This window comes from Aliiroseovarius sp. B-4, assembly GCF_056857795.1.
Genome location: NZ_JBSXNV010000020.1, coordinates 17,839 through 29,007, shown reverse-complemented (window position 1 = coordinate 29,007; position 11,169 = coordinate 17,839). Strand labels below are relative to the sequence as shown.

Annotated in this window: 11 protein-coding genes; 1 reads left to right on the top strand and 10 read right to left on the bottom strand. The window is 63.3% G+C overall.

Features of this window, described 5'->3' with window-relative positions:
- The first annotated feature begins 318 nt into the window (after positions 1-318).
- Entirely contained in the window at positions 319-1,602 is a 1,284-nt protein-coding gene (gene mobQ, locus AC13C8_RS01080; RefSeq protein WP_482846103.1) for a MobQ family relaxase, read from the top strand.
- Here mobQ and AC13C8_RS01075 read toward each other — a convergent pair.
- The 10 genes from AC13C8_RS01075 to AC13C8_RS01030 form a co-directional block, all read right to left on the bottom strand.
- The gene (locus AC13C8_RS01075) at positions 1,592-1,954 is read right to left on the bottom strand and encodes a hypothetical protein (RefSeq protein ID WP_475299315.1); all 363 of its coding nucleotides are present in this window, start codon (positions 1,952-1,954) and stop codon (positions 1,592-1,594) included. The genes mobQ and AC13C8_RS01075 overlap by 11 nt on opposite strands.
- Before the next feature lie 55 nt (positions 1,955-2,009).
- Positions 2,010-3,281: a TRAP transporter large permease gene (locus tag AC13C8_RS01070; protein ID WP_475299314.1), complete on the bottom strand. Its 1,272-nt coding sequence runs from the start codon at positions 3,279-3,281 to the stop codon at positions 2,010-2,012.
- Between the two features lie 4 nt (positions 3,282-3,285).
- Positions 3,286-3,855, bottom strand: a complete 570-nt coding sequence (locus tag AC13C8_RS01065; RefSeq protein ID WP_475299313.1) for a TRAP transporter small permease — start codon at positions 3,853-3,855, stop codon at positions 3,286-3,288.
- Positions 3,852-4,844 (bottom strand): TRAP transporter substrate-binding protein DctP, encoded by a 993-nt coding sequence (gene dctP, locus AC13C8_RS01060; protein ID WP_482846102.1) that lies wholly within the window; start codon positions 4,842-4,844, stop codon positions 3,852-3,854. Before dctP ends, AC13C8_RS01065 begins: the two co-directional genes overlap by 4 nt.
- Before the next feature lie 203 nt (positions 4,845-5,047).
- On the bottom strand, positions 5,048-5,920 hold the full coding sequence (locus AC13C8_RS01055; protein WP_482846101.1) for a GntR family transcriptional regulator: 873 nt from the start codon (positions 5,918-5,920) through the stop codon (positions 5,048-5,050).
- A gap of 9 nt (positions 5,921-5,929) precedes the next feature.
- Positions 5,930-7,123: a CaiB/BaiF CoA transferase family protein gene (locus tag AC13C8_RS01050; RefSeq protein ID WP_475299310.1), complete on the bottom strand. Its 1,194-nt coding sequence runs from the start codon at positions 7,121-7,123 to the stop codon at positions 5,930-5,932.
- Complete coding sequence (locus AC13C8_RS01045) at positions 7,120-8,073, bottom strand: hydroxymethylglutaryl-CoA lyase (protein ID WP_475299309.1); 954 nt, start codon at positions 8,071-8,073, stop codon at positions 7,120-7,122. Before AC13C8_RS01045 ends, AC13C8_RS01050 begins: the two co-directional genes overlap by 4 nt.
- 1 nt (position 8,074) lies before the next feature.
- Positions 8,075-9,022 carry a methylmalonyl Co-A mutase-associated GTPase MeaB gene (gene meaB, locus AC13C8_RS01040; protein ID WP_482846100.1) on the bottom strand — a complete coding sequence of 316 codons (948 nt, stop codon included), beginning with the start codon at positions 9,020-9,022 and terminating at the stop codon, positions 8,075-8,077.
- Complete coding sequence (locus tag AC13C8_RS01035; RefSeq protein WP_475299307.1) at positions 9,022-10,701, bottom strand: acyl-CoA mutase large subunit family protein; 1,680 nt, start codon at positions 10,699-10,701, stop codon at positions 9,022-9,024. Before AC13C8_RS01035 ends, meaB begins: the two co-directional genes overlap by 1 nt.
- The gene (locus tag AC13C8_RS01030) at positions 10,698-11,126 is read right to left on the bottom strand and encodes a cobalamin B12-binding domain-containing protein (protein WP_475299306.1); all 429 of its coding nucleotides are present in this window, start codon (positions 11,124-11,126) and stop codon (positions 10,698-10,700) included. Before AC13C8_RS01030 ends, AC13C8_RS01035 begins: the two co-directional genes overlap by 4 nt.
- Positions 11,127-11,169: the final 43 nt, after the last annotated feature.

Here is an 11,169-nt window from a genome sequence, read left to right as displayed (position 1 = left end):
CTTGCGGGAGGTATCGCGTTGTGGTGCTGTTGCCCCTTTGCGATACCGGGTTTGCCCCCGGCAAACCGCCTGTCATCTGTCCCCATATCCCGCCCACCATAAGGCTGGGGATCTGGGGGCAGATGACAGGCAAGCCCGCGCGTCGGAGAGCCGTTGGCTCGCCTCAAGCGGGCTGTCATTTCCACTCGTACCGCGCCGGGGCAAGGCGCGCTCCATCGAGGAAAAGACGGCTGACCCGGTGGCCCATGTCGGGGCATGGGCCGGGGTCAGCAACGGCACACATTGGCATCGTCTACTTCACGGGACGGGGGAGGGCACATGGCCAGCTACCACCTCTCCGTGAAGACGATCAAACGCAGCGCCGGGCGCTCAGCCACGGCAGCCGCGGCCTACCGTGTCGGGGAGCGCATTGAGTGCCAGCGTGAAGGCCGCGTCCACGATTACACCCGCAAGCAGGGTATCGAGGAGACCTTCATCCTGGCCCCGAAGGACGCGCCGGACTGGGCCACGGATCGGTCCCGTCTCTGGAACGAGGTCGAGGCCAGCGAGACCCGCCGCAACTCCGTCACCGCCCGCGAATGGGAGCTGGCCCTGCCGTTCGAGATCAGCGCAGAGGACCGCTCGCAGATCACCCGCGATTTTGCCCAGGAGCTGGTCAGCCGGTATGGGGTGGCCGTCGATGTGGCGATCCATGCGCCGCATCGCGAGGGCGATCAGCGGAACCACCATGCCCATGTCCTGACCTCCACCCGCAAGCTGGAAGCGGAGGGCTTCACGGCCAAGACGCGCGTTCTCGATTCCGCAAAAACCGGCGGGGTCGAGATCGAGCGGATGCGCGGCCTCTGGGCCGAGTTGCAGAACCGCGCACTGGAGCGGGCAGGGGAGGTGGAGCGCGTCGATCACCGGTCGCTCGAAGCGCAGCGCGAAGCGGCGCTGGAGCGGGGTGACGATCTGGCCGCCGAGGAACTGGACCGCGACCCGGAGCTGAAGCTGGGGCCAGCGGCCAATTCCATGGAGCGGCGCGCGAAGGTGATGGCTGAGCGTCAGGGGCGGGAATACACTCCGGTCACCGAGCGTGGCGCTGTCGTCCATGCCGCCCGCCAGGCCCGCGCCGCATTCCGCGAAATGCGCGCGCGGTTGGAACTGGCGCGTGAGACCTACGGCATCGAGCGCGAGGCCGGGCAGGGCCGCGTCGCTGCCGGTCTGGCAGCACTCAGGGCTGCAACCGCGAAAGATCGCGACCGAAATCCTGAAGACTTCCGAGAGCGTCTGGCGCGTGTCGTGGGCCAGTCACGGGACCAGGACGACACGCCGAAGCCGGAAGGCCGCAATTATGCGCGGGAGCGGCTGAAAGAGATCATGGAGAAGGACGCAGGGCGCGACGGCCAGACGGCGGTTCACAAGCTGGACGGTCACAGCGAGTATGACATGGGCGAGGAGACAGGACGCGCGGCGCGGAAGCCGTCCGTCAACGAGCGCCTGAAAGACGTGCTGAACAAGCCACGCGAAAAGCTGGAGATCAAGGACGAACGCGACCAGGAGAAGGATCAGGAGGTCGAGAAGGATCGGGATATCGACCGCGATCCGGGCCTCAGTCACTGACGAGGCGATGCGAGGTCGTTTCCCCGTTCTTCATAGGAATGCTCGCCTGTGCGAACCCAATACCGACGAGGAACGAAATAACGCCAGTTGCAGTCTTGAACTCGCGCACCCTGCGCGTCACAAGGTACTCCATGAACGCTGCGATATTCTGAGCATTCAGCGCTGGCAGATCGAGGCGGTTCTCGCCGAAGCGATGATCGAGGAAGCGGTCCGCGAACCGGAGCAGGGGGAGCGCGAGATGCTGGCCTGCCTGAACCCCGAGGAGATCCGCCAGTTCGACGTGATCCTCGACAAACTTTTGCGTGCCGTGCCCGGCTGGGCCGCCAAGTCGCCCCGCCTTGCGGCCCTGCATGGCGAGACGGGCGGCGAAGAGGCGAGGACGCCGTTGCCTGCCTGTCCCGGGGCACCTAGCGCAGTCCTGGCAGCCACATGGCGAGACCGGGCAGGAACCAGACGATAGCCACGCTCATCAGCATGATCAGCACAAAGGGCCAGACCCCACGAATCACTTCGCTGATCGGGGCCTTGGCCACCGATTGAACGATGAAGAGGTTCATCCCCACCGGTGGCGTTATAAGGGCGCATTCGATCATGATGACAAAGACTATTCCGAACCAGATCGGGTCGAACCCGTAGACTCCGAGCGAACCCAGAAGAACTGGCATTATAATCAGGATCATCGACAGCGATTCCAGGAACAGGCCCATCAGCAGCAGGATCGCGCAGATCGCCACCATGAATGCCCAGGGCGACTGGAACGTCGCGGCGGTCAGTGCGGTAACCTCCTGCGGGATCTGGTAGATTGTGACAGCTTTGCCGAACAGCTTGGCCCCGGCGACGATCAGCAGCACCGCGACGGTCGTGCTCATCGCTGCCAGCGCGGCGTGGCGCAGTTCGGCGATACTGGCTTCTCTCCGGGCGGCGACGATAACAAAGGCGATGATGAACCCGACGCCTGCCGCCTCGGTCGGGGTAAAGACACCACCGTAGATTCCGCCCATGATGACTGTGCCGATGAACACAACCGGCAGCGCGCCGGCAAGGCTGGTGAAGCGTTCGCCCCAAGGTGCGGCGGGTGAGGATCGGTAGGCGGGGTTCCAGACCGAGTAGGCAAAACAATAGAGGATGAAGCAGCCCGACAGGAATAGGCCGGGGCCGATGCCGGCAAGGAACAGGCCGGTGACGGAACTGTCGGTCGTGATGGCGTAGATGATCATCGGAATCGATGGCGGGATCAGGATGCCGAGTGTCCCGCCAGCTGCCACCAGCCCCAGCACGAAGGGCCGTGGATAGCCGCGTTGGGACATCTCTCCGATGGCGACCGTGCCAACGGTGGCGGCGGTGGCCACGGACGAGCCTGAAACGGCGGCGAAGATCGCGCAGGTCAGGATCGTCGCGACCCCCAGCCCGCCGGGCCAGTGCCCGACCCAGGACTGCACCGCGCGATAAAGCGCCGCGCCATGGCCGCCGATCAGCAGGACGTGGCTCATCAGCAGGAACAGCGGAACGGCGAGGAATTCGAACGAGTTGACGCCAGAGAGCATGAACTGGCTGGTCATGATCAGTGGCAGACCTTTCAACCACAACATCGCCGCGCCCAGCCCGCCGAGCGCGAAGGCGACCGGCACTCGGATCAGCAACAGCGCCATCAGCACTGCCAGAATTGTAAGTGTCTGCATTTATTCAGATTTCCGGGATCGTGCGCCCGGGCAGAACCCAGAGCTTCAGCAGCTCGGCGCAACATTGAAGGAACAGCAATCCGAACCCGATGGGCAGGGCCATCTGGATCGTCCACATCGGCAGAGACAAAGCCGTGTCGGTGGTGGTGCCAAGCTTGATCGACCGGGTCGCGTCGTTCAGGCCCTGCCTGACCATCAGCAGGCAGAACCCCGCGATGGCGAGCAAAGCTGTCGCTCCGACAAGGCGCCAGAGCGGCCGGCCGGGGGTGAAGGGCAGCAAGTCGACCGTGATCATGCCGCGTTTCGACAGAACGTAGGCACCAGCCAAGAACACGCACCAGATCTGGGCGATCTGCGCGATTTCGGCTATCCATTTCGTCGGGTGGCCCATCGCGCGCAATCCGACTTCGACTCCGATCAGAACGCCGAGGCAGAACAGGGTCGCCGCCGCTGCAAGGGCGGCGCGTGCCGCCGCCCAGTCGACCCCCTTTACAAAGGCCGAGGCGGCGCGCAGCAGGCCGCTATCGGGCCGGGGCGTCCCCGACCCGGAGGTTCCGGCGTGTCCACCTGTCATGGCAGTGCCCGTGCCTTTTCAACAACCAGCTGTCCGGCATTGCCGGCGCGTTCGATATAGGCGTCGGCCACGCTCTTTGTGGCCTCGCGCCATGCATCACGCTGTTCGTCGGACAGTTCAACGACGTTGATCTTGTCGCGGATCTGTTCCTTGGCGTCCACCTCGTGTTTTTCCATGAAGTCCCGCTGCGATGCTTCGGCCTTGACCGCTGCCTCGCGGATGACGGTGCGTTCCTCATCGGTCAGCCCGTCCCAGACAGCGGTGTTGATCAGCACCACAAATTCCAGGGCCGCATGGTTCGTCATGGTGACGTGATCGGTCACCTCATAGAGCTTGCGCGAAGGCACCGTGGTGATCCCGGTCATACCCGCATCCACCGTGCCGGTCTGAAACGCCAAGAATTGCTCGGAGCCGGAGATGATCGTGGGCGCGCCGCCCACGGCTTCGATCATGTTGGAAATGGTGGCCCCGAACGAGCGCACAAGTTTGCCCTCCATATCTTCGGGCACAACGATGGGCGTGTCGCCTCGGGTTAGGATAATCGCGCTGCCGATGGCCTGATAATAGAGAACGGTGCTGCCGCTCTTGGCGATCTCGCTGTCGAGGATCTCGCGGATTTCGGCACCGGGATCGAGCGCACTGCGCACTTTCGACGGGCTGTCGAACAGGAACGGGACATAAAGCGCGTCGACAACCGGCGCGTCGCCTACCAGTCGGGTCAGCGAGGCCGACCCCATTTCGATTGCGCCCGAGCCAACGGCTTGGGGAACTTCGTTGTCTTTGAAGAGCTGGGCCGAGGGATAGATCTCGATCTTGACCGATCCGTTCGTGCCCTCGGCGACGTCCTCGGCAAATCTAACAAGGTTCTGCCCGACCGGATGTTCGATGGGGAACTGTAGCGACAGGCGCAACAGCGTTTCGGCGTGCAGAACTGTTGTTGTTCCTAGCACGCAAAGTCCGGCCGCGCAGGCGGCCAATAGTTTGTTCATGATTCCCTCCCAATTTAGTCTATTAATATACCTTAAAAGTTTTGCCGCCGTTTGTGGAGTCAAAAGTGGTTGGCCTCAGATGCGTATTTGTCAGAAAAACTGATTATTTACAGGTGCTTGCGAAGAGTAAGCCTGCACCGTCGGCGGATTGCCGGCAGTGTTTGGTTGACTCTTACGGGGCCGCTCATTGGGGCCCGGGCCGACTAGAGCGGCATGTCCGACTCGTCGAGCGTTATTTTCGTCTGATAGGCATAGTGTCGGCCGCGCAAATAGAGATGGCTGACCGCCACCACTTCGTCGTTCTGATCGGAATAGACGTTGGTGACAAAGAAGGTCGGCTCGCCGAATTCGGCCTCGAGCAGACGGGCGAGATCGCGGTCGGCGGTAATCGCCTCGACCGTCTGTTCCATCTTGTGCAGATGGATGCCGCAATTCTCGCGCACGACGTCCACGAACTTGCGGTTATCGGCCATCGTGTCGGCGTCGATACCCCCAAGCCGCTGAACCGTGCCGAAATTGATATGGTACGAAACCGGGTTGCTGCGGATCCGGCGCAACCGGCGCATCCGCCAGAGCGCCGTGTCAGGCGCCACGCCAAGCCGTTCCGCCACGGCGGGCGGTCCGGGGCGGACAGCGATATCCAAAACCTTCTGGTTGATCTCCAGACTGTCGCCCCCGGCCGTATCGGCCCATTCGGAAAAGTTGTGCGACAGAGCGATCAGCACGCGCGCATCCTCGGCCTTGTCGGTGACAAAGGTGCCGCGGCCGCGTTGGCTTTCGATCAGACCTTCGCCGGACAGGATAGACAGGGCCTTGCGGATTGTGATGTTGCTGACGTCAAAGGAGCGCTCGAGCTGAGCCGCAGTGGGAATGCTTTCCGCCGGGCGATACTCGCCGGTCAGAATTCGTCGACGCAGGGTGTCGGCGACCTGACGAAACTGGGGGTATGTGTTCTGCGCGTCCATGGGGTACCTGTTGTTGCGCAGCCAAGCGGGGCGGCTCGGCAGCGACGGGCTACCGGGCCGATACAATGCCCATCCATCCCTGGAAAGACAAGCCATGTTTGCGCGCCCCATTGCTCCGTCCTAGCCTTCGGCCTTTACGACGCCCGCCTGGCGCAGCGCGTCGATTTCTGCTGGCGCATACCCCAGCGCTTCCAAGACTTCACACCCGCCTTCGCCCAGCCGTGGCGGTTGTTGTCGCAACCCGAAGTCATGCTCGCCCATCCGCAATGGCAGTTTGGGCAGGCGCGCGATGCGCCCGTCCGGCAGCCGTGTCTTCAGCAATCCGCCGCTCTCATTCAGATGAACGTCGTCGAACAACTCGTCGGGGCGGCGGACAGGAGCAAAGGGAATGCCCGATGCCTGGCCGAGTTCCTCGACTTCGGCGAGCAGAAGCTCCCCGATACGGGCCTGTATTGCCGACAGCAGTTCGGCCTTGCGAGCGAGCCTTTCTGCATTGGTGGCCGTGCCCTCCAGCAAACCCGGAAATCCGAAGGTTTCGCAGAACCGTGTCCAGTGGCGATCGCTGACGATCCCGATACAGACCTGTTTGTCGTCGCGGGTGCGGAACAGATCGTAGATCGCCCACGGATTTTCGGACTCCGGCATAGGTGGCGGGGTTTTTCCCGTTACGGCAGCGCCCGACATGTGCTGTGCCACCATGAAAGCCACCGCCTCGAAAAGCGAGGCGATGACCTGGCTGCCCTTGCCGGTCTGGTCGCGCTCGCGCAGAGCTGCAAGGATGCCGAGGGCGCCAAAGGTTCCCCCGAGGATATCGGTTACCGAGGCACCCGCCCGCAGGGGGCGGCCCGCAGGGCCGGTCATGTGCGCCAGACCGCCCATCATCTGCACCAGATTGTCCAAGCTGAGCCGGTTCTCATGCGGGCCCGGCATGAAGCCCTTGAGCGAGCAATAGATCAACCGGGGATTGATCGCGTGGCAGTCCTCCCAGGAAAAGCCCAGGCGCTCGACCGCCCCGGGAGCGAAGTTCTCTATGAAGACATCGGCCGACCCTATCGCGCGGCGCAGCACTTCCTTGCCTGCCTCGGATTTCAGGTCCAGCGGCAGGCTCGATTTGTTGCGGTTGAAATAGTGATAGAGGCCAGCGCCGAACCCGCCATAGTTGCGCGCCACGTCGCCGTCCGGCATACGTTCTACCTTGATGACCTCGGCCCCCATATCCGCAAGGATCAGGCTGCAGCATGTGCCCATCACCACATGGCCCAGTTCCACAACCTTGAGCCCTTCGAGGGGCAGCGGCGTTTCGGTCCCACTCATGTCTGCACTCCGGCAAGGCAATCGGCGCCTGTAACCGCGATCGGCCCGCTCTTCATCACCTGCCCGGGCAGCGTATTCCCAAGCTGTTTTTCGAGGAACCGGGCTGCGCCGATGACGCCGGCCAGATCCACGCCGCTTTCCACGTCCAGCCCGTCGAGTAAAAGCACCACATCCTCGGTTGCGAGGTTACCCGCGGCCTGTGGCACGGTGGGGCAACCGCCGATTCCGCCGATGGCGGTGTCGAAAATCGTCGCACCCTCACAAAGCGCGGCATAGAGATTGGCCATCGCCAGATTCCGGTTGTTATGAAAATGCAGGGAAAACGGCATATCGCCCAGCTTCTCCCTGAAGGCCCCGACAAAATCCGCGACCTGCGTTGGAATTGCCATTCCCGTGGTGTCGCCGAATATGAGCATGTCCGCTCCGGCGTCGGCAAGCCGCGCGGCGATGTCCAGCACCCTCTCCTGCGGCACATGGCCTTCATAGGGGCAGCCGAAGCTGACGGCGATGGCTCCGACCGCTTGCGCATCCGCGTCCCTGGTTTGGCTGAATATGCCGGACATTTCTTTCAGCGATGCGGCGACCGGGCGTTTCACATTCGTCTCGTTATGCGCCTCGGACGCCGACAGGAAGGCAACCACCTGATCCGCCCCCGCGGAAATCGCCGCGGCAGCTCGGCCCGCCGTCGGGGCGAGTACCGCGCGCGTGATGGCGAGATTCCGGATACCGTCGAGAACCTCGGCGCAGTCCGCCAGTTGCGGCAGGAGTTTCGGGCTGACCGAAGAGGTCACCTCGATCTCATTCAGCCCGGCATCGGCAGCCCGCCGGATCAGCGCACATTTGAATTCGGTGGGAAGGACTGTCGCCAGGCTCTGAAACCCGTCGCGCGGGGCGACTTCTCTCAGGGTGACGCTGCGGGGCAGGGAAGGCGGCATGGCTCGGTCTCGCATTCTATTTCTTCTCATATTCGGGTAGTCCCCCGGCAAGCGATAACAGCCGCTGCGCCAGATCGGGGTCGTTCGAGGCGCGGCGGAAAAGGGCGTCGAGCGACCGCTCCTCGGCATCGGGAAGACCCGCGCTAGCATATTTGCTGAACTGCGTTGCAACGGATTCGGGGGGGGGCTCCAGCGCGGTGCGGCGGACATCCGCCAGCAGGCCATCGATTTCCAGGGCAAGGTCGCCGATCCCTTTGCCCGTGCTCGCCGAAACCTGCATTACTGGCACTCGGGCGGCATCGCCCTGACGCAGCTTGAGCATCGCGTTCAGGTCGCGCGCGGTTTCGCCGGCGCCGGGCCGGTCGCATTTGTTCACCACAAGGATGTCGGCGATCTCCAATATACCCGCCTTGATCGCCTGCAACTCATCGCCAAGCCCTGGTGCGGACACCACCAGCGTACAATCGGCGATGTCGGCGACCTCGATTTCGGACTGTCCTGCACCTACGGTTTCCAGAATGATTAGATCCCAGCCTGCCGCCTCCATCGCGGCAAGCATGCCCTGCGCTGCGGCGCAAAGCCCGCCAAGATGACCTCGGGCCGAAACCGAGCGGATGAAGACCCCGACGTCGAGGCTGCGCTGACCCATCCGTGTGCGGTCGCCCAGAACCGCACCGCCGGTGCGCGGGCTAACCGGGTCGACCGCAAGCACAGCGACACTGCGGCCCCGTCCACGCCAGTCGCCAATCAGGGCGTCTACAAGCGTGGACTTGCCCGATCCCGGCGGGCCGGTCACGCCGACCAGGCGCGCTTTACCGGCACTGCCGTGAAACCGCGACAGTAGGGCCGCGCCCGTCTCGCTGCCGTTTTCGATCAGGCTCAGCGCCCGGCCGAGCGCGGCCGGATCGCCGCCGCGCAGGCTTTCGGCGATGCGATCCGCCTGGCGTGCGATGCGGTCCGGCATCAGGCCACCAGCAACGGCTGGCCAAAGCCGAGCTCGGCACGCAGGCAGGCGACGATTTCACCATGAGTGACATCGGCCAGCGCGGCATCGACCACCTTCTGATACACGTTCTCGGAGCCGTTCGCCGCGCGGGCCAGTTCGGACAGCGCATGGGAAACCCTCTGTTGGTCGCGTTCAGCCTTGAACGCGCGGAAGCGCTGCACATGCGCCTCCATATCCGCGCGGTCGGGGCGGTAAGGCTCCGGTTCGGCCAGGGTTTCGCCCTCGGAAGCGTAGACATTCACACCTACGATCCCCTCCTCTCCCGATTCGATCCTGTTCTGGAAGGCCAGCGCCGATTCGCCGATCATCCGCTGCACCAGCCCGGCATCGACAGCGGCATACATGCCGCCGGCCTTTTCGATGACATCCATCACCTCGAGGATTCTGGCCTCCATCTCGTCGGTCAGCGACTCGACGTAGTAGGATCCGCCAAGCGGATCGATCACGTCGCAAAGATGCGCCTCTTCACGCAGAATGTTCTGGGTCGCCACCGCGATCTTTGCCGGTTCTTCGGACGGGCAGGCGATGGCCTCGTCGTAGCTGTCGGTATGCAGCGACTGCAGGCCGCCCAGCACACCTGCGATGGCCTGCACGGTCACACGGGCGATGTTGTTCAAAGGCTGTTGCCGCGTCAGGTCCACGCCGGAGGTCTGGCCGTGGAATTTGAACCGCCAAGACCTCGGGTCCTTGCAGCCGAATCGGTCGCGGGCAATGCGCGCCCAGATGCGCCGACTGGCGCGGAACTTGGCGACCTCTTCGAACAGGCTGATCGAGATATCGAAGAAGAATGTAAAGCGGCGCAATACGTGGTCGGGGTCCATGCCTGCGTTGATGCAGTCCTCGGCGTATTGGATCGCCGTTGACAGGGTGAACCCCATCGTCTCGGCCGGGGTCGCGCCAGCCTGCTGCATGTGCTGGCCCACGACAGAAACGGGATTCCAGTTCGGCACTTCTTCGCGGCAATAGCGGACGTGGTCGACGAATACCCGTCGCGCGCCAGGCTGGCTGAGCCGGTAGAACATGTGATTGGCGACGAAATGCGAGATATAGTCGGATTGATTTGCGGTACCGGTAATCTTGTCAAAGGGGACCCCGCGACGCCGAGCGACGCCCAGCAGAAAGGCAAAGAGCGTGAACGGGGTCGGATCATTCATGGCCGTCGAGATCCTGTCGATCGGCACACCGTCCAGCGCCTGGTCCATGTGCTCAACGGTGTTGATGACCGTGCCGCATGTCCCAAGCAGGGCCAGCGGGCTCTCGTCGCAGTCGATGCCGCGAAAGCCCGAATTGCAAGGCAACAGGCTGATCGCCGACGCGCCGTTGTCGAGCATCGTGCGCACGCGGGAGTTGTAGTCGCCAGGCGTGCCTAGACCGATCAACTGCCGCTGGGTCCAGGTGCGGCCGCGATGCATTGTAGAATAGATCCCGCGTGTGAACGGCGCTTCACCCGGCACGCCGAGGGAGCCGTCGTGCTTGTCCGGCGACCAGTCGAGCGGTGTATAAAGCGGCTTGATCGGTATCCCCGAGCGATTGATCACGTCTCGGTCGGTCCCGATTTCTGCATCGTAGCGATGTTGCCAACGCGTGAAGTCTTCCTTGAAGTCGGAACCGTTTGTGGTTTTGCTCCGTTCGGTCACTCTATCTCCTCCATTTCCTCGCGGATTGCACGCGCTTCGGCGGCGAGCTTGCGAACGGTCCCAACGATCACTTCGCTGGTGGCGCCGGGTCCGAAAATCGCACTGACGCCGGCGTTGTGCAGATCAGCATGTTCCGGCTGCGGGATGATTCCACCGACGATAACGCGTACATGCGACATGCCGGCATCGGTCAGCGCCGTCATCAGGTCTGGCACGATCAGGTGGTCGGTCGCGAGCGAACTGACGCCGATCACGTCGACATCCTCTTGCTGGCTAAGCCGTATCACCGCCTGGATATCTTGCCATGGAGGTGTATAGATCACCTCCATTCCCGCATCGCGCAGATAGGCCGCGACAACCCGGCTGCCCCGGTCGTGACCATCGAATCCGATTTTTGTCACCAGGACCCGTTCGGGGGTTTTCATCGTCCACTCCTCCCGGGCTCTGCGCCCCGATTGCGGCGGACTT

What these genes read in the sequence shown, in the direction of transcription:
- AC13C8_RS01045 (WP_475299309.1), bottom strand. Translation starts at nt 8,073, where the DNA reads ATGCGAGACCGAGCCATGCCGCCTTCCCTGCCCCGCAGCGTCACCCTG.
- AC13C8_RS01075 (WP_475299315.1), bottom strand. Translation starts at nt 1,954, where the DNA reads ATGCAGGGCCGCAAGGCGGGGCGACTTGGCGGCCCAGCCGGGCACGGC.
- AC13C8_RS01055 (WP_482846101.1), bottom strand. Translation starts at nt 5,920, where the DNA reads ATGGGGCGCGCAAACATGGCTTGTCTTTCCAGGGATGGATGGGCATTG.
- AC13C8_RS01070 (WP_475299314.1), bottom strand. Translation starts at nt 3,281, where the DNA reads ATGCAGACACTTACAATTCTGGCAGTGCTGATGGCGCTGTTGCTGATC.
- meaB (WP_482846100.1), bottom strand. Translation starts at nt 9,022, where the DNA reads ATGCCGGACCGCATCGCACGCCAGGCGGATCGCATCGCCGAAAGCCTG.
- AC13C8_RS01050 (WP_475299310.1), bottom strand. Translation starts at nt 7,123, where the DNA reads ATGAGTGGGACCGAAACGCCGCTGCCCCTCGAAGGGCTCAAGGTTGTG.
- mobQ (WP_482846103.1), top strand. Translation starts at nt 319, where the DNA reads ATGGCCAGCTACCACCTCTCCGTGAAGACGATCAAACGCAGCGCCGGG.
- AC13C8_RS01065 (WP_475299313.1), bottom strand. Translation starts at nt 3,855, where the DNA reads ATGACAGGTGGACACGCCGGAACCTCCGGGTCGGGGACGCCCCGGCCC.
- dctP (WP_482846102.1), bottom strand. Translation starts at nt 4,844, where the DNA reads ATGAACAAACTATTGGCCGCCTGCGCGGCCGGACTTTGCGTGCTAGGA.
- AC13C8_RS01030 (WP_475299306.1), bottom strand. Translation starts at nt 11,126, where the DNA reads ATGAAAACCCCCGAACGGGTCCTGGTGACAAAAATCGGATTCGATGGT.